21 protein-coding genes are annotated in these 25002 nt (G+C 61.8%); 13 read left to right on the top strand and 8 right to left on the bottom strand.

The genetic code is table 11. The annotated features are described in order from the left end of the window. The first annotated feature begins 32 nt into the window (after nt 1–32). The 10 genes from M0D64_RS05595 (at nt 33) to M0D64_RS05550 (ending at nt 12503) form a co-directional block, all read left to right on the top strand. The gene (locus M0D64_RS05595; RefSeq protein ID WP_266256923.1) at nt 33–974 is read left to right on the top strand and encodes a UPF0280 family protein; all 942 of its coding nucleotides are present in this window, start codon (nt 33–35) and stop codon (nt 972–974) included. Further along, nucleotides 950–1540 (top strand): amino acid synthesis family protein, encoded by a 591-nt coding sequence (locus M0D64_RS05590; protein WP_093647603.1) that lies wholly within the window; start codon nt 950–952, stop codon nt 1538–1540. The genes M0D64_RS05595 and M0D64_RS05590 overlap by 25 nt, the downstream gene beginning before the upstream one ends. Nucleotides 1541–1672: 132 nt before the next feature. Beyond that, complete coding sequence (locus M0D64_RS05585; protein WP_054043300.1) at nt 1673–2257, top strand: amino acid synthesis family protein; 585 nt, start codon at nt 1673–1675, stop codon at nt 2255–2257. An 18-nt stretch (nt 2258–2275) separates the two neighbouring features. Further along, the gene (locus M0D64_RS05580; RefSeq protein ID WP_200652951.1) at nt 2276–4216 is read left to right on the top strand and encodes an ABC transporter permease; all 1941 of its coding nucleotides are present in this window, start codon (nt 2276–2278) and stop codon (nt 4214–4216) included. Further along, entirely contained in the window at nt 4213–5022 is an 810-nt protein-coding gene (locus tag M0D64_RS05575) for an ABC transporter ATP-binding protein (protein ID WP_154566925.1), read from the top strand. Before M0D64_RS05580 ends, M0D64_RS05575 begins: the two co-directional genes overlap by 4 nt. Next, the gene (locus tag M0D64_RS05570; RefSeq protein ID WP_054043304.1) at nt 5019–5732 is read left to right on the top strand and encodes an ABC transporter ATP-binding protein; all 714 of its coding nucleotides are present in this window, start codon (nt 5019–5021) and stop codon (nt 5730–5732) included. Before M0D64_RS05575 ends, M0D64_RS05570 begins: the two co-directional genes overlap by 4 nt. Before the next feature lie 73 nt (nt 5733–5805). Then, on the top strand, nt 5806–7005 hold the full coding sequence (locus M0D64_RS05565) for an amidohydrolase family protein (RefSeq protein WP_266239810.1): 1200 nt from the start codon (nt 5806–5808) through the stop codon (nt 7003–7005). Between the two features lie 31 nt (nt 7006–7036). Continuing rightward, nucleotides 7037–7543, top strand: a complete 507-nt coding sequence (locus tag M0D64_RS05560; RefSeq protein WP_266256922.1) for a (2Fe-2S)-binding protein — start codon at nt 7037–7039, stop codon at nt 7541–7543. Continuing rightward, entirely contained in the window at nt 7540–11151 is a 3612-nt protein-coding gene (locus tag M0D64_RS05555) for a molybdopterin cofactor-binding domain-containing protein (RefSeq protein ID WP_266256921.1), read from the top strand. The genes M0D64_RS05560 and M0D64_RS05555 overlap by 4 nt, the downstream gene beginning before the upstream one ends. A gap of 143 nt (nt 11152–11294) precedes the next feature. Then, nucleotides 11295–12503: an ABC transporter substrate-binding protein gene (locus M0D64_RS05550; RefSeq protein WP_154566921.1), complete on the top strand. Its 1209-nt coding sequence runs from the start codon at nt 11295–11297 to the stop codon at nt 12501–12503. Between the two features lie 810 nt (nt 12504–13313). On the opposite strand, the gene M0D64_RS05545 is transcribed toward M0D64_RS05550, so the two are convergent. Both M0D64_RS05545 and M0D64_RS05540 read right to left on the bottom strand, forming a co-directional pair. After that, entirely contained in the window at nt 13314–13565 is a 252-nt protein-coding gene (locus M0D64_RS05545) for a hypothetical protein (RefSeq protein WP_154567441.1), read from the bottom strand. A 183-nt stretch (nt 13566–13748) separates the two neighbouring features. Beyond that, complete coding sequence (locus M0D64_RS05540) at nt 13749–15077, bottom strand: aspartate aminotransferase family protein (protein WP_266256920.1); 1329 nt, start codon at nt 15075–15077, stop codon at nt 13749–13751. Nucleotides 15078–15299: 222 nt separating this feature from the next. On the opposite strand from M0D64_RS05540, the gene M0D64_RS05535 reads away from it, so the two are divergent. After that, entirely contained in the window at nt 15300–16715 is a 1416-nt protein-coding gene (locus M0D64_RS05535; protein WP_266239820.1) for a PLP-dependent aminotransferase family protein, read from the top strand. Between the two features lie 12 nt (nt 16716–16727). Here the strand turns inward: M0D64_RS05535 and M0D64_RS05530 are convergent, their stop codons facing one another. The 6 genes from M0D64_RS05530 to M0D64_RS05505 all read right to left on the bottom strand — a co-directional run bounded on the left by M0D64_RS05530 (nt 16728) and on the right by M0D64_RS05505 (nt 23543). After that, complete coding sequence (locus tag M0D64_RS05530; RefSeq protein WP_054040326.1) at nt 16728–17351, bottom strand: LysE family translocator; 624 nt, start codon at nt 17349–17351, stop codon at nt 16728–16730. 124 nt (nt 17352–17475) lie between these two features. Further along, nucleotides 17476–19032: a DHA2 family efflux MFS transporter permease subunit gene (locus tag M0D64_RS05525; RefSeq protein ID WP_154567437.1), complete on the bottom strand. Its 1557-nt coding sequence runs from the start codon at nt 19030–19032 to the stop codon at nt 17476–17478. A gap of 73 nt (nt 19033–19105) precedes the next feature. Then, nucleotides 19106–20266: an HlyD family efflux transporter periplasmic adaptor subunit gene (locus tag M0D64_RS05520; RefSeq protein ID WP_266256919.1), complete on the bottom strand. Its 1161-nt coding sequence runs from the start codon at nt 20264–20266 to the stop codon at nt 19106–19108. Between the two features lie 65 nt (nt 20267–20331). Then, complete coding sequence (locus M0D64_RS05515; protein WP_266256918.1) at nt 20332–21840, bottom strand: efflux transporter outer membrane subunit; 1509 nt, start codon at nt 21838–21840, stop codon at nt 20332–20334. Between the two features lie 130 nt (nt 21841–21970). Then, nucleotides 21971–22405, bottom strand: coding sequence for a MarR family winged helix-turn-helix transcriptional regulator (locus tag M0D64_RS05510; protein ID WP_154567440.1), 435 nt, complete (start codon nt 22403–22405; stop codon nt 21971–21973). A 229-nt stretch (nt 22406–22634) separates the two neighbouring features. Continuing rightward, the gene (locus M0D64_RS05505) at nt 22635–23543 is read right to left on the bottom strand and encodes a LysR family transcriptional regulator (RefSeq protein WP_266257006.1); all 909 of its coding nucleotides are present in this window, start codon (nt 23541–23543) and stop codon (nt 22635–22637) included. Between the two features lie 244 nt (nt 23544–23787). Here M0D64_RS05505 and M0D64_RS05500 point away from each other — a divergent pair, with 244 nt between their 5' ends. Continuing rightward, nucleotides 23788–24354, top strand: a complete 567-nt coding sequence (locus tag M0D64_RS05500; protein ID WP_171927849.1) for a TetR/AcrR family transcriptional regulator — start codon at nt 23788–23790, stop codon at nt 24352–24354. A gap of 204 nt (nt 24355–24558) precedes the next feature. Continuing rightward, nucleotides 24559–24984, top strand: a complete 426-nt coding sequence (locus M0D64_RS05495) for an organic hydroperoxide resistance protein (RefSeq protein ID WP_154567433.1) — start codon at nt 24559–24561, stop codon at nt 24982–24984. The last annotated feature ends 18 nt before the right edge of the window (nt 24985–25002 follow it).

Genomic DNA, 25002 nt, shown 5'->3' with positions numbered 1-25002 from the left:
GCACAATCGACACGACGAACGCGACGCACACGATGAACCCAACCCGAACCCGGCTCGACGCGGCCCGCTGGCATTGGCAGTATGGCCCGATCGATCTGATCCTCAGCGCGGACGGCGAGCCCTCGGCAGTGCAGGCTGCATACGTGGCGTGCTGGGCGCGCTTTGTGGAAGTATTGCCCGAGTTGGTCGGCGAGTTGAAGCTGCTTCGGCAGCCTGTGCCGGGTGACGCGGCGCATAGCGATTGCGCGTTGAAGGGCGCCGTGGCCCGGCGCATGTGGAGCGCATGTCATCCGCACCGCGCTCGCTATATCACGCCGATGGCGGCAGTTGCAGGCAGCGTCGCGGACGAATTGATCACGGCGTTTGCACGCGAAGGCATCTCGCGCGCCTTCATCAACAACGGTGGCGACATCGCACTCCATTTGACCGAAGGGCAGCAGTACCGCGTGGGCGTGTTCGCCGATCTGGCGGCGTTCTCGGGTGAGGGGGCGCCAGGCGATCTGGCCTTGGACGCAAACCTGACGCTCGACGCCGCCACGCCAATTCGCGGCGTCGCGACAAGCGGCTGGCGCGGCCGCAGCTTCAGCCTGGGGATCGCCGACAGCGTGACCGTGCTCGCCCGCGACGCCGCCACCGCCGATGCCGCCGCCACGATGATCGCCAACGCCGTCGATCTGGAGCATACGGGCATCGTGCGCAGGCCGGCTTCCTCGTTGAAGGACGATAGCGATCTCGGTGACCTGCTCGTGACCGTCGACGTGCCGTCCTTGCCGCAAGCGCTGATCGATTTCGCGCTGGCACGCGGTGTCGACGCCGCGCAGCGCTTGCACGAACAAGGTTTGATCGAAGGCGCCGCACTGTTCCTGCAAGGGCGGGCACGTGTGACCGGTGGTACCTATCAGAATGGCGCGTTATTTATACAGCGCGCCCGGATAACAACGGAGGCTCCGTGTTCGAAATACGCCGCGTGCTGACGCACGTCGAAGACATTTTCCACGAGTTCGGTCCCGCGCCCGCGCAGCCGCTCAGGCGCGGCGCAATCGCCGCGGTGATGACGAATCCGTTCGCCGGCCGCTACGAAGCCAGAATCGAACACGCCATGGAAGCGCTCAAGCCGATCGGCTTCGACATGGCGCAACGGTTGCTGGCGGCGATGGCTGTGCCGCACGCGGCGATCGAAAGCTACGGCAAGGGCGCAATCATCGGCTCGCGCGGTGAACTCGAGCATGGCGCGTTGTGGCACGTCCCCGGCGGCTATGCGATGCGCGAGCTGCTGGAGAAAAACGGCGTGCCGACCAACGCGATCGTGCCGTCGACGAAGAAAGTCGGCGCGCCTTCCACCGCACTCGATGTGCCGCTGACGCATGTCAACGCGAGCTACGTGCGCAGCCATTTCGATGCGATCGAAGTGCGTGTGCCCGGTGCGCCCGCCGCGGATGAACTGGTGTATATCCTCGTGATGAGCACGGGCCAGCGCGTGCATGCGCGCGTCGGCGGCCTGGCGAAAGAGGCGATTGTGGGCAAGGACGGCTTGCGCTGAGCGGCGCCTGATCTACGCAATGCGCTGAAGCATTGCAATGAAACAGTGAGTCGAAGCGCTGAGCTGAAGCAATGCGCTGCGGCGAGTAAGTAGAACACTAAGCAGAACACGCATCGAAACCCGGAGATCGAAATGGCAATCAAGCTTCGCAAGCTGGTCGTGCAGGTCGATGAAACACGCATTGAAATGGGGCAGGCCATCGAGCCGCCGACACGCCGTGCAGTCGCGATTGCGGTGATCGATAATCCCTACGCGGGCCGCTATGAGGCCAAGCTGGACGCACTAATCGAAGCCGGTGAGGAGCTGGGTGCCTTGCTCGGCAACAAGTGCGTCGAAGCCTTAGGTATCAAACCGGGCGACGCGCAAAGCTACGGCAAGGCGGCGATCGTCGGCGAAGCGGGTGAACTCGAACATGCGGCGGCGATTCTGCACCCCAAGCTTGGTGCACCGTTGCGGGTAGCAGTCGAGAAGGGCGCGGCGCTGGTGCCGTCGGCGAAAAAAATGGGTACGCTTGGCACCGCGATCGATGTCCCGCTGGGACACAAGGACGCCGCCTTCGTGCGCAGCCATTTCGATGCAATCGAAGCGCGCGTGTCGGACGCGCCGCGCGCCAACGAAATTGTCGTGGCGGTCGCGGTGACGGCTTCGGGCCGGCCGTTACCGCGTATCGGCGGCTTGCAGGTGAGTGAGATCAAAGGCGAAGACGGTTTGCGCTGAGCTATTTTAAGGGTCGCGATGCTTTCGAATTTGCTGGTACAGCTGGTCAACGGACTCGCCGACGCGTCGACGCTGTTTCTCGTCGCCGCCGGTTTGTCGTTGATCTTCGGCGTGACGCGCATCGTCAACTTCGCGCACGGCTCGTTCTATATGTTCGGCATCTATGTCGCGTATAGCATCGCGAGCCGTTTCGGCCATACAGCGGGCGGGTTCTGGCTGTCGGTGCTGGCTGCTGCGCTGGTGGTTGCGGTGCTTGGCGCGCTGGTCGAAATGATCGTGTTACGACGCATTTACCAGGCACCCGAGTTGTTTCATCTACTGGCGACATTCGCGCTGGTGCTGATCTTTCGCGACGCCGCGCTGTGGCTGTGGGGCCCGGAAGACCTGTTCGGACCGCGCGCGCCGCATCTGGCTGGTGCAGTTAATTTTCTCGGCCATCCACTGCCGACCTACGATATCGCGCTGATCGTGATCGGGCCGGTGGTGTTGCTGCTGCTCTGGTATGCGTTGACGCGTACACGGTGGGGCACGCTGGTGCGCGCCGCCACGCAGGATCGCGAGATGCTCGGCGCACTCGGTATTAATCAGGCGTGGCTGTTCACCGGCGTGTTTTTTGTCGGCGCGTTTCTCGCCGGCCTGGGCGGCGCGCTGCAAGGGCCGCGCATGTCAGCGAATCTGTCGCTCGATCTGGAGACTATCGGCAATGCGTTCGTCGTCGTCGTGGTCGGTGGTATGGGGTCGATTCCGGGCGCGTTCGTCGCGGCGTTGCTGATTGCCGAGATCAAGGCGCTGTGCATCGGCATCGGCCATGTGTCGGTGTTCGGTATCGATCTGTCGTTGAGCCGCTTTACGCTGGTTGCGGAATTTGTCGTGATGGCGGTGGTGCTGGTGGTGCGGCCTTGGGGCTTGTTAGGGAAGGCGAGCGCTGCGGTGCGTGGCATGGCCGCGCCTGAAGCGCCATTAAGGCCAGCAGGCAAGCGCCTGAAGTGGTTGGCCGCAATCGCTTTGTTGGTGCTGGTACTCGCGCCGCTTGCGGCCAATGCGTTTCCCTATATGCCTGTGCTGCTGGTTGAAATTCTGATCGCCGTGTTGTTCGCGACGAGTCTGCATTTCATCATGGGCCCTGGCGGCATGCATTCTTTCGGCCACGCCGCGTATTTCGGGCTGGGCGCATATGGCGCCGCGCTGTTTCTCAAAGTTTTGAATCTGCCGATGGAAGCCGCGTTGCTGCTCGGCCCCTTGCTCGCCGTGGCAGGCGCGCTCGTGTTCGGCTGGTTTTGCGTGCGTCTCTCAGGCGTCTACCTCGCGATGCTGACGCTCGCATTCGCACAGATCGTCTGGTCGGTCGTGTTCCAGTGGGACGACGTGACGGGCGGAAGTAACGGCATTCTCGGCTTGTGGCCGTCGAACTGGTTGGCGTCGCCGGTCGCCTTTTACTATCTGACGCTCGTCTGCGCTGTGATCGGCGTGTGGCTGTTGCGCAAGATGCTGTTCTCGCCGCTTGGCTATGCGATGCGGGCGTCGCGTGATTCGGTGTTGCGCGCCGAGGCGATCGGCATCGATGTGAAACGCGTGCAGTGGGCGGCCTTCGTCGTCGCGTCGCTGTTTTGCGGGCTTGCCGGGTCGCTTTATGCCTTCTCCAAAGGGACGATTTCGCCGGAGGTGATCAGCGTCAGCCGTTCAGTAGATGGCCTCGTGATGGTGCTGCTCGGCGGCTTGCAGACGTTGACTGGCCCGATCGTCGGCGCGGCCGTGTTCACGTGGCTGCAGGACACCGTCGCGCGGCAAACCGATTATTGGCAGGCGTTGCTGGGCTTCGCCATTCTGCTGCTGGTGATTGCGTTTCCGCAGGGTATCGTCGGGTTCATTCGTGAGCGTTTCGGCGACGATACGGTGGATAAGGCAGAAGAGCGTGCTCCTTCGCCATCACAGGGTACGGCGATCAAGGAGGGGCTATGAGCTTGCTACGCGTCTCCGGTCTCTCCAAATCGTTCGGCGGCCTGAAAGCGGTCGACGATGTCTCCTTCGATCTCGAAGCCGGCCAACTGTTGGCGCTGCTGGGTCCGAACGGCGCGGGCAAGTCGACCTGCTTCAACATGGTCAACGGGCAACTGCAGCCGTCGTCTGGTTCGATTCGTCTCGACGATCATGAACTGGTCGGCATGCGGCCGCGCGATATCTGGCGGTTGGGCGTCGGCCGCACGTTCCAGATTGCCGCGACTTTCAATTCGATGACCGTGCTCGAAAACGTGCAGATGGCGCTGGTCTCGCGTGAACGAAAGACCTTCGGCCTCTGGAAACCCGCAGGCTCGCGCTATGCCGATGAAGCCATGACGCTGCTCGAACAGGTCGGCATGGGCGCCGATGCGAACCGCGCCTGCGGCGTGCTCGCATACGGCGACGTCAAACGCGTTGAACTCGCTATCGCATTGGCAAACCGCCCGAAGCTACTACTGATGGACGAGCCCACTGCCGGCATGGCGCCAAAGGAGCGCAACGAACTGATGGCGCTCACCAAGCGACTCGTCACCGAGCACAAAATCGGCGTGCTGTTTACCGAGCACAGCATGGACGTTGTATTCGCGTACGCCGATCGCATGATCGTGCTCGCGCGCGGCAAGTTGATCGCCGAGGGCGACGCCGAAACGATCCGCAACGACGCACGCGTGCAGGAAGTCTATTTCGGCACTGGCAAGACCTTCCAGCCACGCGCGCCGCTGCATGAAGCGGCAGGCGGCCATCAAGGACAAGGAGCGCTGCAATGAGCGAGCCGATGCTGAAAGTCGCCGGCCTCAACGCGTTCTATGGCCGCGCGCACATTCTGTTCGACGTTGGCCTCGAAGTCGGCCGCGGCGAAGTGGTCGCGCTGATGGGCCGCAACGGCGCCGGCAAATCGACGACGATGAAAGCCGTGATGGGCCTGCTGCCACGCCGTCAGGGAGAGGTCCGTTTTCGCGGGCAAAACATCGCGGCGTTGCCGCCGTATCGGATCGCCCGCATGGGCATGGGTTTCGTCCCTGAAGATCGCCGCGTGTTTTCCGATCTGACCGTGATGGAGAACCTCGATACAGGCCGTCAGCCGCCACGTGAAGGCGCGCCTGAGTGGACGCCGGAAAAGCTGTTCCGCCTGTTCCCCAATCTCGGTGAAATGCCGAAACGTCCAGGCGGCCAGATGAGCGGCGGCGAGCAGCAGATGCTTACCGTCTCCCGCACGCTGATGGGCAATCCGTATCTGGTGCTGCTTGACGAACCGTCCGAGGGCGTCGCGCCCGTGATCGTCGAGCAGATGGCCAACATGATTCTCGAACTCAAGCGCGAAGGGCTGTCGATTCTATTGTCGGAACAGAATCTGCATTTCGCCGAGCTGGTCAGCGACCGCGCGTACGTCCTCGAAAAAGGGCAGATCCGCTTCAGCGGCACGATCGGCGAACTCGCAAAGAACGAAACGGTCAGGCGCGCTTATCTGAGCGTGTGATTCCATTGGCGCTGCCTGCGTGCAGGGTGTGTACGCTTGCGACGCTGGGCAGTCGGTGCGAAAGGAGAGGCAGATGGCAGCAGAGACGTTGACAGGCTTGTCGGGCAAGGTCGCGGTAACGAACATCGGTCTGCTGTTATCCGGCGATATCGACCAGCCGATTCTCGACGCGAACACGCTGGTGATCGATGACGGCGTGATCGTCGCGATCGGCCGCGAGAAAGATTGCGACCTCGAAGGTGCGCGGACCACCGTCGACTGTAAAGGCACCACTGTCGCGCCAGGCCTGATCGATTCGCACGTGCATCCGGTGTTCGGCGACTGGACGCCGCGCCAGAATCAGATGGGCTGGATCGAATCGAATCTGAACGGCGGCGTGACGACGATGATCTCCGCGGGCGAAGTGCATTTACCTGGCCGTCCGAAAGACGTGGTCGGCGTAAAGGCGCTTGCCATTACCGCTCAACGTTCGTTCGAAGGAATGCGCGGCGCAGGTGTCGGTGGCGGCGTGAAAGTCATGGCGGGTGCGCCGGTGATCGAGAAAGGCATGGTCGAGGAGGACTTCAAGGAGCTCTCGGAAGCGGGCGTGAAGCTGCTCGGCGAAGTTGGACTCGGCAGCGTGAAAGGCGGCGAGGAAGCGGCACAAATGGTCGCCTGGGCTCGCAAATACGGCATTCAAAGCACGATTCACACGGGCGGCCCGTCGATTCCGGGCTCGGGTCTGATCGATAGAGACGTAGTGCTTGCCGCTGACGCGGACGTGATCGGTCACATCAATGGCGGGCATACGTCGCTTTCCTATCGGCACGTATGCGATCTGTGCGAGCAATCGAGCCGCGCGCTGGAGATCGTTCACAACGGCAACGAACGGATCGCGCTGCTCACCGCACGTCATGCGATCGAATTGAAGTGTCCGCATCGGATCATTCTCGGCACCGATAGTCCGGCGGGCTCCGGCGTGCAGCCGCTCGGCATTCTACGGATGATCGCGCTGATCTCCAGTCTCGCCGACGTCCCCGCGGAAATCGCCTTCTGCTTCGCGACAGGCAATACCGCCCGGCAACGCAATCTGCGGCAAGGGCTGATCGAAGTGGGCCGACCCGCCGACCTCGTCTTCATGGACCGCGCGCAGCACACGGCCGCCGATACGCTGCTTGAGAGCGTGCAACTCGGCGATATTCCTGGTGTCGGCATGGTGATGATCGACGGGTTGATTCGCTGCCGGCGTAGCCGCAATACGCCACCGGCGACCGAAGTGCCGGTGGTGCTTTGAACGCGCGCCGCACGGCGTGGCCGGCATTGTCATGAACCGCCCGGCGCCTCTTACGCTGAATGTCAACGGCGCAACGCATCTCGTCAACGCCGGCGCCGACACGCCACTGCTTTATCTGCTGCGTAATGATCTGGCGTTGAACGGGCCGAAATTCGGCTGCGGACTTGGCGAGTGTGGTGCGTGTACGGTCCTGCTCGACGGCATGCCGACGCGTTCCTGCGTGACGACCGCAAAGGTGGCATTGGGACGTGAGATCACCACGCTCGAAGGACTGGGCACGCGCAACGCATTGCATCCGGTGCAGCAGGCGTTTATCGAAGAACAGGCTGCGCAGTGCGGCTATTGCCTGAACGGCATGATCATGACCGCCAAAGCGTTGCTCGATCGCGATCCGCATCCGAGCGTCGAGACGATCCGGCGGGAACTGTCGCGCAACCTCTGCCGGTGCGGCACGCATGTCGAGATCGTGCGCGCGGTGCAGCGCGCGGCCGAACTGCTCGCTGCGCAAACCTCCGCGCGTGAAGGAGTGCGCGCATGACAGGGCCGGATTTCAGCGTCGATCGACGTCCCGCACCGCTGTCACGACGGCAGCTCTATGACGCGCAGAGCGTGCTCATCATCACGCGGCCGCCGCAGGCACCCGTGAAGCCTGCGATCGGTCAGCCGGGGTCGCGTTCGTCGTTCGTGCCGACCGAGGCGGACATGTTTCTCGTGGTGCGCGACGACGGCAGCGTTGCGGCGTTCAACGGTCACGTCGATCTCGGCACCGGCATTGGCACCGCGCTCGCGCAGATCGTTGCGGAAGAACTGGACGTGCCGTTGACGCGCGTGTCGGTCGTACTCGGCCACACCAGCGAGGCGCCGAATCAGGGGCCGACGATTGCAAGCGCGACGATCCAGATATCGGCGGTGCCACTCAGGCATGCAGCGGCACAAGCGCGTCAGTTCCTTCTGGCGGAAGCAGCCGCGCGCTTGAACGTCAGCACTGAGCAACTCGACGTGCGAGACGGTGTGATTTTCACGCGCGACGGTGGCACGGAAAAGAGCATTGGCTACGGCGAATTGATCACCGGTCGGCGCATCGAATTGGACCTTGCCGCCGATGCGCCTTTGAAATCGCCGGACGCATACAAGATCGTCGGTAAGAGCACACCGCGTGTCGATATTCCGGCGAAGGCGACCGGTGAGTTGAGTTTTGTGCATGACGTGCGTGTGCCTGGCATGCTGCACGGGCGCGTTGTCCGTCCGCCCTACGCCGGTGTCGCGCAGGGCGACTTCATGGGCCACAGTCTGCTGCATGTCGATGAAGCTTCGGTCAGCAATTTGCCCGGCATCGTCAAGGTCGTGGTGATCCGCGATTTTGTCGGCATCGTGGCAGAGCGCGAAGAGGTCGCGCAGCAGGCGGTGAAGCGGTTGCATGTGCAGTGGAAAGCGGTCGAGGGTTTGCCTGCGCTCGAAACCAGCGAGGAAGTGGAAGCTGCGCTAAGAGCGAATCCGGCCAAACGGCGCGATCTGGTGATCGAAGGCGACGTTGACGCAGCACTCGCGCAAGACCCTGCTCGAACGCTGGAACGTACCTACGTATGGCCGTTTCAGATGCATGCGTCGATCGGACCGTCGTGCGCCGTGGCCGACTACCGGGATGCGAAGCTGAAAGTCTGGTCGGGCACGCAGAACCCTCATTCGTTGCGTGCCGATCTCGCCTTGTTGATGGCGCTGGATGAAGCGCACATCGAAATCGTGCGGATGGACGCGGCAGGTTGCTACGGCCGCAATTGTGCGGACGATGTCGCCGCTGACGCCGCGCTGCTGTCGCGCGCAACCGGCAGTCCGGTGCGGGTGCAACTATCGCGCGAAGACGAGCATGCATGGGAGCCAAAAGGCGCCGCGCAATTGATGGACGTGCGCGGCGCTTTGGGTGCCGAAGGCGAGCTCGCAGCGTACGACTTCGCGACGCGCTATCCATCGAACGACGCCCCCACGTTGGCGTTGCTGCTCACTGGAACCATCTCCGCACAGCCGCAGGTCTTCGAAATGGGCGACCGCACGTCCGTGCCGCCATACGACTACCAGACCATGCGCATTGTCTGCGACGACACGCCGCCGATCGTGCGCGCGTCCTGGCTGCGGGGCGTGTCGGCGTTGCCGAACACCTTTGCGCATGAATCTTTTATCGACGAACTCGCTGCTGAGGCGGGCGTAGATCCAGTCGAGTTTCGTTTGAAGCATCTGACCGATCCGCGCGCGATCGATCTCGTGAAGGCTGTGGCTGAGAAAGCTGGCTGGCAGCCTCGTAACATCGCCTTGAAAGATGATCAGGAAGAGGGCGACATTGCGCGCGGTAGAGGTTTTGCCTACGCCCGCTACGTGCACAGCAAATTTCCCGGTTTCGGCGCGGCATGGTCTGCGTGGGTCGCTGACATCGAAGTCAATCGCAAGAGCGGCGAGCTCGCCGTGACGCGCGTGGTGGTGGGCCAGGACACCGGCACCATGGTGAATCCTGACGGCGTTCGTCATCAGATACACGGCAACGTGATTCAGGCGACCAGCCGTGCGCTGAAAGAACGCGTGACGTTCGGCGACAACGCGGTCACGAGCCAGGAATGGGGCGCGTATCCGATTCTGACGTTTCGCGAAGTGCCGGTGATCGACGTCGTGATGATGCCGCGCCACGGCGAGCCACCGATGGGCACAGGCGAATCGGCGTCGCTGCCTGGCGCCGCGGCGATCGCCAACGCGCTGTACGACGCGACAGGTGTGCGTTTTCGCAGACCACCGTTCACACCGGAGACGATTCGCGCCGCACTAGCCGATGCACAAGCGGAAGAAGCGGCGGCGCGCAAAAAGAAGCGCTGGCGGCTGGGTTTTCTCGGCGCAATTGCTGCGGGCGCTGCCGGCTGGCTAGGTGCATTGGCCTTGACGCCACAAGCCATTGCGCCGATTACGCCGCCGCTCGCGAGCGCATTTGCACCCGAACTGGTGGCACGCGGCAAACTGCTTGCGGCGCTGGGCAATTGCGCGGTTTGCCATACCGCGCACAACGGCGTGCCGAATGCCGGCGGCAAACCACTCGATACGCCATTCGGCACGATCTACAGCACCAACATCACGCCTGATGGACAGACGGGGATCGGCACATGGTCGCTCGACGCATTCGTGCGGGCGATGCGGCAAGGTATCAGCCGCGACGGCCATCATTTGTATCCCGCGTTCCCGTACACGTCGTTCAGGAACACGTCCGACGACGATCTGAACGCGCTCTACGCGTACCTGATGGCGCAAACGCCGGTGCGTTCCAGGCCGCCGGAAACGAAGCTGGCCTTTCCATTCAGCGTGCGTCACTTGATGGCTGCATGGAACGGGCTCTTCCTCGGACGCAATACGTTTACTGCCAGTGCGACGCAAAGTGCGCAATGGAATCGCGGGGCGTATCTCGTGAACGGCCTCGGCCATTGCAGCGCATGCCATACGCCGCGCAATGCATTCGGCGCCGAGAAAACTGGCGCCGCCTTCATGGGCGGCGGAGTGGTGGAAGGGTGGGAAGCGCCCGCGCTGTCGACGCTTTCCAACGCGCCCGTACCCTGGAGCGAAGACGAACTGTTCAGCTATCTGCGCTACGGTCATGCGCCGCTGCATGGCGTCGCGGCCGGGCCGATGGCGCCGGTCGTCAACGATCTGGCGGCGCTACCCGACAGCGATATTCGCGCGATGGCCACGTATCTGGCATCGTTGAGTCCGCTGGAGCCCAATGCGGATACTGTGTCGATGGCGCGTCAATACGAGCAGGCCAGCACGATAACGGGCACGGCAACGGGTCTTGGTGCGCGTCTCTTCGACGGCGCGTGCGCAGCCTGTCATCACACTGGCAGTGGACCGCAATTGTTCGGTGCGCATCCGTCGCTGGCGCTTAACACGAATCTGCATAGCACGACGCCTGATAATCTGATTCGCGTGATTCTCGATGGTATCGGCTCGCCGGCACGGCCCGAACTCGGTACGATGCCGGCTTACCGCGACAGTTTCAACGACGCCCAGGTCGCCGAACTCGTGAGCTACCTGCGTCAGCAATTCGCCGGCGGCAAGCCGGCATGGCAGGACGTCACAGCGAGCGTCGCGAGAATTCGCGCGATGCCGCGGGCAGAGTGAAGTCGCCAAACGCATTGCAGCATCGCTCGCAGCACCACTGGCAGCACAATTCGCAACACGGTTTGCCGAACGAATCGCCGAACGCTTCAACGCTTGATAAAAACGACCGCATTCCCGCAATCCTTTTGATAACGGAGAAACGCATGACCACGCGCGCAGGATGGATCTCTCGCTTCACGGTTTCAACGGTTCTATCGCTCGCGGCCGTTGGCGCGAGTGCACAGCAGACCGTCAAGATCGGTGAAATCAACAGCTACAAGGCGCAGCCCGCCTTTCTCGGCCCTTACAAGAACGGCTGGAATCTCGCGCTCGAGCAGGTGAACGCGGCGGGTGGCGTACTCGGCAAACCGCTTGAAGTGGTGTCGCGCGACGACAACGGCAATCCGGGCGACACCATCCGCGTCGCGCAGGAGTTGATTGCGCGCGAGCAGGTGCAATTGCTGTTCGGCGGGTTCCTGTCGAACACGGGTCTCGCGTTGACCGACTTTGCGAAGCAGAAGAAGATTTTCTTCCTCGCGGCCGAGCCATTGACTGACAAGATCGTTTGGGCCGACGGCAACAAATACACATACCGTCTGCGTCCTTCGACGTATATGCAGGTGGCGATGCTGGTGCCTGAGGCGGTGAAGCTGAAGAAGAAGCGTTGGGCGCTTGTGTATCCGAACTACGAGTATGGTCAATCGGCGGTGGCGACATTCAAGAAGCTGATGACGGCGGCGCAGCCGGACGTGGAGTTTGTCGCCGAACAGGCGACGCCGCTGGGCAATGTCGATGCGGGCGCGGTGTCGCAGGCGATTGCTGACGCGAAACCGGATGCGATTTTCAACGTGCTGTTTGGCGCCGATCTCGGCAAGTTTGTGCGTGAGGGCAATACACGCGGGTTGTTCAAGGATCGCAGCGTAGTGTCGTTGTTGACGGGCGAGCCGGACTATCTCGACCCGTTGGGTGCGGAGGCGCCGACGGGGTGGATCGTGACGGGGTACCCGTGGTATTCGATTGATACGGCGGCGAACAAGAAGTTTGTCGATGCGTATCAGGCGAAGTATCACGATTATCCGCGACTGGGGTCGGTCGTGGGGTATTCGGCGTTGATGTCGATTGCGGCGGGGATCAAGAAGGCTGGTTCTACCGATCCGGATAAGTTGGCTGCTGCGTTCAAGGGGCTAGGGGTGGAGACGCCCTTCGGGCCGATTACTTATCGGGGGCAGGATAATCAGTCGACGATGGGGGCGTTTGTGGGGGTTACCGGTCTTAAGGACGGTAAGGGTGTGATGACTTCGTATCGTTACATCGATGGTGCGAGTGTGCAGCCTTCGGATGCGGAGGTTAAGAAGTTGCGGCCGGGGGAATAAGGTTTCGTTTTTTGCCTTTTGCGGCGGCATTGGCCGTGTTCTTAAGGCGTTGGCCTTTCCTTGATCTGGCTTTGGTGCCTTTCCTTGAATTGTTAGTGGTCTATTAGCGTTGCCCCTGTGCGGGGCGGCACCTACTTCTCTTTGCCGGCTGCAAAGAGAAGTAGGCAAGAGAAAGCAGCTCAAACCGCTCATGCCAAGTGGGCGCCGTGGTTTGCCAAGGGTAGTGGTGCATCTGGAATCCGTGCTCTCGCACATTCCGCGTTAGTGACAAGGGAGTCATCAGCTCCCACTCCGCACTGCGTGCGTCGCGGACGGGTATGCATGGGAAACCACCGGCTTCGGTTGAGGTCTGTGGGAGCCATCGGCTTCGCCTCGGCGAGGCGCCTCTGCACTCACCCGGGAACCCCCCCTTCAAATGATTTGTCGGTGCCCCGCAATCACGGTCACGGCTGCGGCGGTGCAAGGACGAGCCACGGCCCGTTGGCAAGGTGCGGACGTTAAACGTAGTGATCGGTTTTATGAACTGCTCTTCGGCGCGCGCAGCGCCGCCGGAAGCATGACGCCCTTGTCACTGGCGTATGCAGGGGCACGAACCCAGATTCCAGATGCACCACTACCCTGTGCAAACTACGGGACCCGCTTAGCAGTAGCGGTTTGAGCTGCTTTCTCTTGCCTACTTCTCTTTGCAGCCGGCAAAGAGAAGTAGGTGCCGCCCCGCACAGGGGCAACGCTAATAGACCACTAACAAAACAAGGAAAGGCCAAAGCCCCAAGAACACGGCCAATGCCGCCGCGCAGGCAAAAAAACCCCCTACTCCTCCGCATCATGCTCAATCACAAACCGCCGCAAATAAGCCAGCACAGCGGCTTCCACCGCCCGATGATCAGCGGTGCTCTTCGACCCTGCGTTTTCCTCATCGCCAAACAACGAGGACGGCGCATTATGCACATCCACTTCCTGGCCTTCGCGGAATATACGAATTTCGTGAACGTCTTCAGCGTACTCGGCAACCCAATGCACGCCTTCGATATGCGCGCCTGCGCGAACGGTAGGTATCTTCATGGAAGTCTCCCGTCGGGCCGGACCACGGCGCCAACCCTTGCCATCACCATACGCCGTCCAAGCGGCAGGCGCGAGCGGTGCAGGGCAATTTCCTGAGATTTCGCTGCGCCGCAGCGAGCGCCCCCGACGTCTAACCATGCCGCCGATGGCGCCCGCGCGAACGCCCGCATCTCTCCAGCAGTGTTACTGCACCGTCGCCAACACGTCACCCACCGTCTTGAAGATATGCGCGATCTGCTCTTCATCGATGATGAGCGGCGGCGAAAACGCGAGGATATCGCCGGTAAAGCGCACCAGCACGCCCGCCTCGAAGCACTTCACGAACGCTTCGTAAGCACGCGCACCCGGAGCACCGTCGCGCGACTCGAGTTCAACGCCCGCGATCATGCCGAGGTTGCGAACGTCCTTCACATGCTTCGCGCCGCGCAGCGAGTGAGCGGCGGCTTCGAATTTCGGCGCCATCGTCGCCGCACGCTCGAACAGGCCTTCGCGGCGATATAGGTCGAGCGTCGCAACGGCGGCCGCGGCCGCGGCCGGGTGGGCCGAATACGTGTAGCCGTGGAACAGCTCGATCGCGCCCTGTGCGCCGCTGTTAACGATCGTGTCGTGAATCGTGCGGCTCGCGGCCACTGCACCCATCGGGATCGCCGCGTTGTTGATCGCCTTGGCCATCGTGATCAGGTCCGGCGTCACGCCGAAGTATTCGCTCGCCGTCGCCTTGCCGACGCGGCCGAAAGCGGTAATCACTTCGTCGAAAATCAGCAGGATGCCGTGCTTCGTGCAGATCTCGCGCAGCTTCTGCAGATAGCCTTGCGGCGGAATCAGCACGCCCGTCGAGCCGGCCACCGGTTCGACAATCACGGCGGCGATCGTCGATGCGTCGTGCAACGTGACGATGCGCTCGAGTTCGTCGGCGAGATGCGCGCCCCAGGCGGGCTGGCCCTTCGAAAATGCGTTGTGTTCGAGGTTATGCGTGTGCGGCAGATGATCGACTGCCGGCAGCAGCGCGCCGGAGAACGTCTTGCGGTTCGGCGCGATGCCGCCAACCGAAATGCCACCGAAGCCCACGCCGTGATAGCCGCGCTCGCGGCCGATCAGACGCGTGCGCTGGCCTTCGCCGCGCGAACGGTGGTACGCCAGCGCGATTTTCAGGGCGGTGTCGACCGATTCCGAGCCGGAGTTCGTGAAGAAGATGCGGTCGAGGCCGTCCGGCATCAGTTCGGCGACTTTGGTGGCCGCTTCGAACGCCAACGGGTGGCCCATCTGGAAGGTCGGCGCGAAGTCGAGCGTGGACAGTTGCTCGGTGATCGCGGCGACGATTTCGTCGCGGCCGTGGCCGGCGTTCACGCACCAGAGACCCGCGCAGCCGTCGAGCACTTCACGCCCGTCCGTGGTGCGGTAGTACATACCCTTGGCCGATTCCAGCAGGCGCGGCGCAGCCTTGAACTGGCGGTTGGCGGTGAAGGGCATCCAGAAAGACGACAGGTCGTCGATGACGGGGCGCGAAGTCATGGTTTTCTCCTCGAAGTGGTAGCGAAACTGTAGCGTCCGCGGTTTAATGGCGGCATAAACAGTTGACGCAGTGTGGTGCTAACTGTGTTGGTGGATTTGCACTAACTGTGTCGATCGCGCGATGATGCCGCGGTGACTTAACTTGACGCTTTATCTGGCGCCTTCCGGTCCATCTTTCAGGCAACGTAGCCGGCCGTCGCAACCGGCCTTTCAGTCCGAACCATGATCGAACTACAACTTGAGCGCGACCGACGCGCCGCTCCCACGCTCGTCGAGCAGGTCGTGCAAGGCTTCGCGCGCGCCATCGAGGCGCAGTCGCTGCGCGCCGGCGCGCTGTTGCCGTCGGTGCGGCAGCTGGCGCAAAGCCACGAACTGAGCACCTTCACGGTCACAGAGGCCTACAACCGTCTCGTTTCGATGGGTCTCGTGGTGGCGCGGCGCGGTTCCGGTTATCGGGTGGCGGCGCGCGCGCAGTCCGCGCGAGCGGCCCCGACCGACTGGCAGCCGCCGAGCCTGACCGCGACCTGGCTGCTGTCCGACGTGTTCGCCGACCACTCGGTGCCGATCAAGGCCGGCGGCGGCTGGCTGCCGAACGAGTGGATCAACGAGACGGGTTTGCAGCATGCGCTGCGTGCGATGAGCCGGGTACCGGCGGCGCGTCTCGGCGACTACGGGCATCCGTACGGCTTCGCGCCGCTGCGTGAGCGGATCGCCGAGCAACTCGACCGGCGCGGTTTGCCGGTGGACGTCTCCAACGTGCTGCTCACGCAGGGCGCGACGCAAGGGCTGGATCTGATCGTCCGCACGCTGCTGCGTGCGGGCGACGCCGTGATCGTCGAAGATCCCGGTTACTGCAATCTGCTGCAGATTCTCAAGCTGGCGGGGCTGGTGGTGCATGGCGTGCCGCGCACCCCGGCCGGCGTCGATACGGATGTGCTTGAAGCGCTGGTCGCGCAGCACAAGCCGAAGGCGATTTTCGTCAACACCACGCTGCAGAATCCGACCGGCGCGACCTTCGGCATGTCGGCGGCGTTCCGTCTATTGCAGATCGCCGAGCGTCAGCGCATGTGGGTGATCGAAGACGACGTCAGCCGCGAACTGGCGCCGTCCGGCGCGCCTTTGTTTGCCGCCATGGAAGGCTTGCAGCGCGTGCTCTACGTCGGCGGTTTTTCGAAGACTGTGACGCCGGGGCTGCGTTGCGGCTACGTGGTCGCCGAGCGGGCAGTCCTGCGCGAACTGGCACGCACGAAGATGGCGGTGGGATTGACTTCGTCGGAAGCGATCGAACGGATCGTCGACAAGGTGTTGCTCGAAGGGCGCTACGCGCGTCACGTCGAAGCCGTGAACGAGCGGCTCAAACTCGCGCATGCGACCGTCGAAGAGCGGCTCGATTCGCTCGGCCTGGAACTGTTTCACCGGCCGCGAGCCGGTTTGTTCCTGTGGGCTCGCCTGCCGATCGAAGCGGAGCGCGCGGGCGAGGTGGCGACCGCCGCGCTCCGGCACGGTATCTGGCTCGCACCTGGCTCCTATTTCCGTCCCGACGACGCCCCGAGCGCCTGGTTCCGTTTCAACGCGCCGTACTCGACCGACGATGCGTTGTGGCGCTTCATCGAGCGAGTCGGGCAGGGTGCGATCTAGCCGGGCCCGATCTCAAACGGACTGGCCGAGCAGCTTGAGCGCGATCGGATACAGCGAGAGCACCAGCAGCAGCGCCATCGCCACATTGAAGATGCGCAGCCGCTTCGGGTCCGACAGCACTTTGCGCATCGCGGTGCCGAAGCCCGCCCACAGGCAGATGCACGGAAAGCCGATCACGTAGAAGATCACCGCCATCGCGATGGCGTTTACGCTGGCGCTCTCGCTGAGGTGGATTGTCGTGGCGGCAGTCAGCACCATCATCCACGCTTTCGGATTGACCCACTGGAACGCAATGGCTTCATGAAACTTCATGGGCCGGCGCTCGCCTTTCTTGACCTTCAGTTCGCCCGACGTGCCGATTTTCCACGCGAGGTACAGCAGGTACGCGACGCTTGCGACTTCGAGCACCGTGTACAGCACCGGGAAGTGCACGAAGGCTTCGCCCAGACCAATCCCCACCGACAGCATCAACAGCACGACCCCGGCGCTGATCCCCGAAAGATGCGGCAGCGTGCGGCGAAAGCCGAAGTTGACGCCGGAGGCCAGCAACATCGTGTTATTCGGACCGGGCGTGATCGTGGTGACGAGCGCGAACAGAATGCCGGCGGGCAGCGCGCTGAGACTGAGGTAGGACATGGACATGGGTGGCTCCGAGGTTGGTCATTGAGACCCTCGGAGCATTCTAGCGAACCACGCCGGTACAGTACCTATACGGTTTGTGGGATGGTGTCCGGTACGGACGACGGTACCGGACCGCCTTTCAATGCGCAGCCGCGGCCGCGTCGCTCGAACCGCCAGCCTTGCCTGGCTTCGTGATCCAGATGAGCGGAATGATGATGATCATGATGATCGCGGCTCCATAGAACACGTCATTCAGCCCCAACATGGCGGCCTGCGACTGCACCGTATGATCGAACAACGCATACGAAGCCTGCTGGCTCAGGCCAAGCGCCGAGTGGTAGGTGTTCATTTGCGCATTGAAAATCGGGTTAGTCGGACTCGACTGCTGCGTCAGGATTTCATGATGCATGATCGTCCGGTTGTTCCATACGACGTTCGCCAGCGACGTACCAATACCACCAAAGAACACGCGTCCGAAGGTGGACAGCCCGGCCGCGGCCGGCACCTTTTCGGGCGGCTGTCCTGACAGGATGATCACGGTGAGCGGAGCAAAGAACAGCGCCATCGGAATACCCTGCAACAGGGTCGGCAGGATGATGTATCCCTCGCTGATGTCGGTATAGAAATACGTGCGCATGAAGTAGACAATCGCGAATCCGATAAACGCGAACGTGCCGATAATGCGCGCATCGGAACGCGGCAGAATCTTGCCCATGATGGGGGCGCCGATCACCGCGAAAATGCCCAGTGGCGCCGTAGCAAGCCCTGCGTCGACAGCCCGATATCCCAGATACTCCTGCATCCACTGCGGAAGCAGCACCAGCGTGCCGAAGAAGATGCCATACGCCACGGCAATCGAAACGGTGCCGCCGAGGAAGTTGCGCTGCTTGAACAGCGTCAAGTCGACGATCGGATTCTTTTCCGTCAGCTCCCAGATAATGAATGCCGCGAGCCCGACTGCGGCAACGATAGCCAGCACGACGATCGTGCTCGACGAGAACCAGTCGAGATCCTTGCCCTTGTCCAGCATCACCTGAAGCGACGCGACCCAAACAATGAGCAGCACCAGCCCGACAACGTCGATTGGCAGCTTTCTGGCCGGCGTATCGCGCTTGCGATAGAGAAGCCAGACCATCGCGGCGGCGAACAGCCCGACCGGGATGTTGATATAGAAGATCCACGACCAGCTATAACTGTCCGTTACCCAGCCGCCGAGCGACGGCCCGACAATCGGCCCGGTCACCACGATCATCGAGAACAGCGCGAGTGCCAGCGAGGATTTCGCCTTTGGCCACGAACTGAGCAGCAACGCCTGCGACATCGGGATGAGCGGCCCGGCAAAAGCTCCCTGCAGCGCACGCGCAAGCAACAGGATCGGCAACGTTGGCGCGATACCGCACAGCCAGGATGCGAACACAAACAACAATATCGAGCCGACGAACAGCCGGACCTGCCCCAGCCTCTGCGTCAGCCAGCCAGTCAACGGAATCGCGATTGCATTCGCAGCGGCAAAAACGGTGATGACCCACGTGCCTTCGTCGACCGATACGCCGAGGTTGCCGGAAATGGTTGGAATGGCGACGTTGGCGATCGATGAGTCAAGCACGGTCATGAAGCCCGCGAGACCAACGCTCAGGGAACCCAGAGCGAGTGTCGCCCCGGTCAGCGGCGGGTGATTGGGATGGTTGGTGTTCATGGTGATACGGCTGTCCTGTGTCTGGCAAGAAAGGCGCGGCATCTTTCACGTGCCGCGGTCCAATGAGCGGCGGTCATTCGTTTTCGGCGATGATCCGCGCGATCGCGGCATCGGCCTCGTCGCCGTACTTTGCGAAAACGTCGGTTTTATCGGCGGACGTAGACTGCGTACCGAGTTGGGCGCCGGCAGGGTCCTTGACGTTGACATCCACGTTCATTGACAGACCCACTCGCAGCGGATGCTTTTCCAGTTCCGCGGGTGGAATCTCGATGCGCACCGGCAGCCGCTGCACCACCTTGATCCAGTTACCCGTCGCGTTCTGCGCCGGCAGCAGCGCCAGTGCCGAACCAGTGCCTGGCGTAAAGCCCACCACCTTGCCGTGATAGACGACCGCGGAGCCGTAGACGTCGGCTGTCAGCTCAACTGGTTGCCCAACCCGGATGTGACGAAGCTGCCACTCCTTGAAGTTCGCATCGACCCAGACCTGCTCTAGCGGCACCACCGACATCAGCGCTGCGCCGGGTGACACGCGCTGCCCGACCTGAACCGAGCGCTGCGCGATATATCCGGTCACGGGGGCCGGCAACGTGGTGCGCGCATAAGCCAGGTAGGCGTCGCGAACGTGGGCGGCGCTTGCCAGTACGTCCGGATGCTTCTCGACCGACGTGTTGGCCGTCAGCGCGCGATTGGCGCCAAGCTGCTGCCGGGCTGCCTCAAGCGAAGCCTGAGCCGACCGGACCGCGTCACGTGCATGTGAGATTTCCTCGTCCGACACCGCCCCCGTCATGCCAGTGGCAAGCCGGCGCTTCAGATCGTCCTGTGCCTTCGAAAGATCCGACTGGCGTTCAGCGATATCTGCGCGGTATCTGTCGTCGTCGGCATATAGGCCATGGACTCTGCGAACGGTTTGGCCCAGATTGGCCTCGGCCTGTTGCAACGCAATCCTGGCGTCCGCTGGATCGATCTGGACGATCGGTTCGCCCTTCCTGACGATTTGCGTGTTATCCGCATTGACCCCGATGACGGTTCCCGTGACCTGCGGCGTAATTTGCACGACGTTGCCGTTGACGTATGCGTCATCGGTATCCACGTGATGACGGGCGTCGACGAAATAGAAAGCGCCATACGCAGCGCCTGCGATCGCGAGCGAAGCGACAAGCAGCGAGAGCAGGAGTTTGCGTTTGCCGGGCTTCTTTTCCGGCTCTTTATCCGACGATGACTGAGGTGCGTTCATGGGTAGCTCCAATAAAGTTTGATGGTCGCGCTCAGGCCGATACGCCCGAGTGCCGATCTGGTCGTTCAGTGAGTTGCCGTGCTGCCGGACGGCGCAGGAATCGGTGTCTCCGTGTTTGCGGCAAGGCCAGCCTGCGAAGCATCGAATCCGCCGCCTAGTGCCTTGATCAGCCCGATTTGCATGCCGCGGCGATTCATTTCGAGGTTCACGACAGCTGTTTCGGCTGCGAGCCGGTTGTCGTCGGCGTTCAGTACCTGCAGTTGTTGATTCAAGCCAGCCTTGTATCGAACGAGCGCCAGTTGGTAGGCTTTGGTCTGTGCATCCAGGGCCTGCTGCGCATCGACCAGTTGACGGTCGGCCGAGTGGATCTGCGTGACCTGCGTGGCAACATCGGATAAAGCGCTGATCAACGTCTGGTTGTACGTCGCGACGTCGTAATCGAAGTCCGCGTAGCGGCCCTTCAGTTGGGCGCGCAGCGCACCAGCGTCGAAGATAGGAAGATGAATCGCGGGTCCTGCCTGAAGTTGGCCGCTTCCAGCCGTCAGGAATCGCCCCCAGCCAAACGCGTCCAGTGCAGCTGATACGGAAAGATTGACGTCCGGAAAGAACTCGGCCTTTTTTTCCTTTACATCGTGGATTGCTGCATCCACCTGCCAATAGGCCGCAACGATGTCCGGGCGCCGCGAAATCAGGTCGGCGGGCAGGTTGTCGGGAAGCGCGACGCCGGCGCCCTCTCCAAGCGATGGGTTGGCGATCTTGAGGCCGCCATCCGGTCCTTCGCCGAGCAGGGCACCCAATTGGTAGCGGACGGTCGTGATCTGTCCATCGAGGTCACTGACGCTGGAGCGGCTCGTTGCGGTTTCGCCGTATGCGGTCTGCCGCTCAACGTTGGTGTCGAGCCCCGCACCCACGCGCCCATCTGTGATTCGGCCGATATCCTCGCGATTCTTCACTTCGCGAGCCTCGATATCACGCAACGCATAGAGCTGCGCAAGATGGTTGTAGGTGCTGGCCACCGACGCGGCCAAAGAGATGCGCACCTGCTCGGCTTCGGCTTCGGTGACCTTCTCCTGCGAGACAGACTGACGAAGCCGTTCGCGATTCTTGCCCCACAGGTCGAGATCAAACGAAGCACTGGCGAGCACGTTGTTCTCGCTCTGCCAGGTGCCGTTGACCGGCGGTGGAGCAGACCCATTGTCGCTATAGCGCTCGCGCGTCCATGAATAGCTTCCCGTCACGTTTGGATAGAGTGCGGAATGGGCCGTGCCGACTGAGGCAGAGGCTTTCTCAATGCGTGCACGTGCCTGATCGATCGTTGGATTGCCGGCCAGTGCCTCGTCGATCAGCCTGGGCAGCTGCGCATCGCCGAACTGCTTGGCCCAATCCATTGCAGGCCACTGTCCGCCCTCGGCAGGCAAGCTCTCCTTCGTTTCATACTGGGTGGGCGGGGCAATCTGCTTGTCGCTTTTGATGCCGGCGTAGTTGACGCATCCGGCGAGGCCAAGCGCCGCCACCGCCGAGGCTATCGTGGCAGCCCATGCGCTCGCTCGGAGCTGGGGTCGGTCGTGGTTCATGATGGTTTCCGTTTTCCTTTGGCTCATTTGGGTTGTATGTCTTTGCTTCACTTGAAGTGCATATGCACACATTAGCGTTTAATTTTTCACTGATCGATCTACCGCAGTGAATCAATCTGTTGCGTCGTGGTTATCTTTCGGACAGGTAGCTCGTCATGCGAAACAGTTCACTTCGCAGATGCGCTGCCTGTTGCGGGCCAAAACTACGTTCGAAACTGGCCTGCGCCGTTGCCCAATGAGCGGCCGCTTCGTCGAGCTTCGTTATCCCTCTTCTGGTGAGTACGACTCGCAGTCGCCGATTGCTTTGCGGTTCGGCAGGAGCAACCACGAGGCCACGCCGAAGCAGGGGTTTAAGCGCTCGAACGAGGGTCGTTCTGTCCATCACCATCGCTTTGGCCAACTCGGCCATCGTCAGATTCGTACAACGACTCAGCGTTTTGAGGACGCTGAACTGCGTGGGCGTGATGCCGGCCTCAGACAAATGACGCTCATAGAGCTTTGAAATATGTCGGGAGGCTTGACGAAGAGCGAAACAGTCGTCGTCCGGAAGATCGTTTGAGTGCATACGCACAGAGTAATGCGGCCCCCGCCGGGAAGCGATGCTGGCCGGATTATCAGTTTGTTGTCGTTTCGTGCACCAATCGCCCGGGGAGCAACGGGGAATGGGGCTGGGCGCCGACGGGGAGTGCACAGCGTGGGCCAGATCCAGTCGGCCTCAGCACCGAACACCGAAAGCGGCGACTCATCCCGCCCTTTTTTGTTTGCGACGCGCTTCGCAGGTCGTCTTTTCTCGATTAGCGCGATGTCGCCAGCGTTTCGAAGAAGGCAGCCGCATAGTCAATAAATGCACGCACCTTGGCAGGCAGCAGGGTCCGGTTGCTGTAAGCGAGCTGGATTTCGACGCTGTTGTCGACAAGCTGCGAACCGGTAAGCAACTGGACGAGCTTTCCCGAGGCCAATTCATTCTCTACAAGCGCTGCTGGCACGACACCGATTCCGAAACCCTGCAGCACCATTTCGAGGTTGAAGGCGGGGCTGTTCGACGAAACATCGAAGCGAAGCGGAACGCTCAGCTCGTCCTCGCCAATCCGGAAGCCGATGGCGGGGCGGCGAATGGACGGCGACATCGGCACAAAAAGATGCTCGGCCAGTTCCGATGGATCTCCCGGTGTTGACGATGTCTGCAGATACTGCGGCGTCGCGACGATCACAACCGGAATGCGCTCGAGCAGGCGCACGACCGTCGTTTCGCTCGTCAGCATGTACGGAAGAACGAGGCCAAGGTCGAACCCGTCGCCGACCAGGTCGACGGGCCGCTCCGTCAGCGTCACGTCGAGCGTGACCTTCGGATGGGCCCGCTTGAATCCGGCGATCAGGGGAACCAGCCGGCTTACCGTCGCCGTCGTATGGGCGACAAGGCGTAAGACGCCACCCGCTTCGCGTGTCTGGTTGGCTACGTCCGCTTCGAGTAGATCCAGGTCGTCCAGGATACGCACGCAGCCTTCGTAGAATCGTTCCGCGGCTTCGGTGAGCGAGACCTGCCGGGTCGTCCGGTTTAACAGCCGGCATCCGATTCGCTCTTCCAGCCCCGCGATTGCCCGCGACACCGCCGGCCGGGCCAGCCCATGAATATCCGCCGCGCGGGTGAAACTCTTCAGTTCGACCACCGACCGGAAAATGCGTAGGCTTTCGATATATTCCATGATGAGATCTCGTCGACCAACGGGAACAAAGGATAGACGGAATGCCGTTTTCAGCGCCACCGGAGGTGCCAGATGCGGATCCTGTCTCCCACGGTATTTCGCAGGATAGGCAACGGTTGAGCCGGCGACAGAAAACAGTCTATGCCACAGCGGCGCTGCCTTCATGTCTGGTAACCACGTCGCGTCGGTTAAAAAATTGCGAAGGCGCTTGACAGTCTATCTATGAGTAGATATAGTTCAGCCCATGGAACCGACAACGACAGTGCGCGAACAGATCCTCGACCACGCAATCACGCTCATCATGCTGCGTGGTTACAACGGGTTCAGTTACCGTGATCTGTCCAGTCTGGTTGGCGTAAAAACCTCGAGCATCCATTACTACTTTCCGTCGAAAGACGATCTGGTTCTGGAGGCGGTTAATGCGTACAGCAACGAGGTATTGGGCGCGCTCCATGGCATTAACGCTTCATTGGCCGCGGACACAAAGCTGAGCAAGTACGCGAAGCTGTTCGGCAGGACTCTCGGTGACGGCAATCAGATCTGCCTGTGCGGCATGCTGGCTGCAGACATCGAATCACTGCCCGACAACATCCGCCAGGCCGTGCAGGGATTTTTTAAAGCGAACGAAAACTGGCTTGCCAAGGTTCTCGCGCAAGGCGTGCAGGAAGGGACGCTGGCGGTGAACGGCAAACCGGAAAACGCGGCGCGGGCGCTGTACGCGGCTTTTCAGGGCAGTGTGCTCGCAAGCCGTCTGTTCCACACCAAGGCCCGGCTCGAAGACGTCGAGGCGACGGTGCGGATCGCGAAGTGAAGCTCGCACCGCGGTAGTCAGGTAATCAGGTATGAGGCGGTACGCCGCCTCTTTGTTGGCGCACTTATCTATCTCTGAGTAGATAGATAAGTGGAGAGTATGTAGTAGCCAGGAAAAGTCTGGTTTGTCAGTTTAATTTTGCGGATTAATCTATCTAGTAGTAGATAGTAAATTCGATCACTCACTCTTGTAAGGAGCCTCACCATGTCACTCGAAAAAGTCCTCTACCGCGCTCAAGCTCATGCCACCGGTGGCCGCGATGGCCGCGCCGTGGTGCCAGCAGGCAACCTCGATTTCAAGCTGACCACGCCGAAAGAACTGGGCGGTGCGGGCGGCGAGGGCGCCAATCCGGAACAGCTCTTCGCGGCCGGCTATAGCGCCTGCTTCCTCGGCGCGATGAAATTCGTCGCCGCCCGCGACAAGATCGCCATCCCCGCGGACGTCTCGATTGACGGAAGCGTCGGCATCGGCCTGATCCCGAACGGCTTCGGCATCGAAGTGGAATTGAAGATCTCCCTGCCCGGCATGGCACGCGAAGCGGCGCAGGTACTGGTCGACAAGGCGCACATCGTCTGCCCGTACTCCAACGCCACCCGCGGCAACATCGACGTCACCCTGACGGTCGTCTAAGCCTCAGTCTCTCACCAT

The organism is Paraburkholderia sp. WS6, from assembly GCF_030464835.1.
GTDB classification, from domain to species: Bacteria; Pseudomonadota; Gammaproteobacteria; order Burkholderiales; family Burkholderiaceae; genus Paraburkholderia; species Paraburkholderia madseniana.
This window is presented reverse-complemented; position numbering and strand designations above follow the sequence as displayed.

Bases quoted from the DNA above. Each gene is read 5' to 3' on its own strand.
- M0D64_RS05595 (WP_266256923.1), top strand. From the start codon at position 33: ATGAACCCAACCCGAACCCGGCTCGACGCGGCCCGCTGGCATTGGCAG.
- M0D64_RS05585 (WP_054043300.1), top strand. From the start codon at position 1,673: ATGGCAATCAAGCTTCGCAAGCTGGTCGTGCAGGTCGATGAAACACGC.
- M0D64_RS05580 (WP_200652951.1), top strand. From the start codon at position 2,276: ATGCTTTCGAATTTGCTGGTACAGCTGGTCAACGGACTCGCCGACGCG.
- M0D64_RS05575 (WP_154566925.1), top strand. From the start codon at position 4,213: ATGAGCTTGCTACGCGTCTCCGGTCTCTCCAAATCGTTCGGCGGCCTG.
- M0D64_RS05570 (WP_054043304.1), top strand. From the start codon at position 5,019: ATGAGCGAGCCGATGCTGAAAGTCGCCGGCCTCAACGCGTTCTATGGC.
- M0D64_RS05565 (WP_266239810.1), top strand. From the start codon at position 5,806: ATGGCAGCAGAGACGTTGACAGGCTTGTCGGGCAAGGTCGCGGTAACG.
- M0D64_RS05560 (WP_266256922.1), top strand. From the start codon at position 7,037: ATGAACCGCCCGGCGCCTCTTACGCTGAATGTCAACGGCGCAACGCAT.
- M0D64_RS05555 (WP_266256921.1), top strand. From the start codon at position 7,540: ATGACAGGGCCGGATTTCAGCGTCGATCGACGTCCCGCACCGCTGTCA.
- M0D64_RS05550 (WP_154566921.1), top strand. From the start codon at position 11,295: ATGACCACGCGCGCAGGATGGATCTCTCGCTTCACGGTTTCAACGGTT.
- M0D64_RS05545 (WP_154567441.1), bottom strand. From the start codon at position 13,565: ATGAAGATACCTACCGTTCGCGCAGGCGCGCATATCGAAGGCGTGCAT.
- M0D64_RS05540 (WP_266256920.1), bottom strand. From the start codon at position 15,077: ATGACTTCGCGCCCCGTCATCGACGACCTGTCGTCTTTCTGGATGCCC.
- M0D64_RS05535 (WP_266239820.1), top strand. From the start codon at position 15,300: ATGATCGAACTACAACTTGAGCGCGACCGACGCGCCGCTCCCACGCTC.
- M0D64_RS05530 (WP_054040326.1), bottom strand. From the start codon at position 17,351: ATGTCCTACCTCAGTCTCAGCGCGCTGCCCGCCGGCATTCTGTTCGCG.
- M0D64_RS05525 (WP_154567437.1), bottom strand. From the start codon at position 19,032: ATGAACACCAACCATCCCAATCACCCGCCGCTGACCGGGGCGACACTC.
- M0D64_RS05520 (WP_266256919.1), bottom strand. From the start codon at position 20,266: ATGAACGCACCTCAGTCATCGTCGGATAAAGAGCCGGAAAAGAAGCCC.
- M0D64_RS05515 (WP_266256918.1), bottom strand. From the start codon at position 21,840: ATGAACCACGACCGACCCCAGCTCCGAGCGAGCGCATGGGCTGCCACG.
- M0D64_RS05510 (WP_154567440.1), bottom strand. From the start codon at position 22,405: ATGCACTCAAACGATCTTCCGGACGACGACTGTTTCGCTCTTCGTCAA.
- M0D64_RS05505 (WP_266257006.1), bottom strand. From the start codon at position 23,543: ATGGAATATATCGAAAGCCTACGCATTTTCCGGTCGGTGGTCGAACTG.
- M0D64_RS05500 (WP_171927849.1), top strand. From the start codon at position 23,788: ATGGAACCGACAACGACAGTGCGCGAACAGATCCTCGACCACGCAATC.
- M0D64_RS05495 (WP_154567433.1), top strand. From the start codon at position 24,559: ATGTCACTCGAAAAAGTCCTCTACCGCGCTCAAGCTCATGCCACCGGT.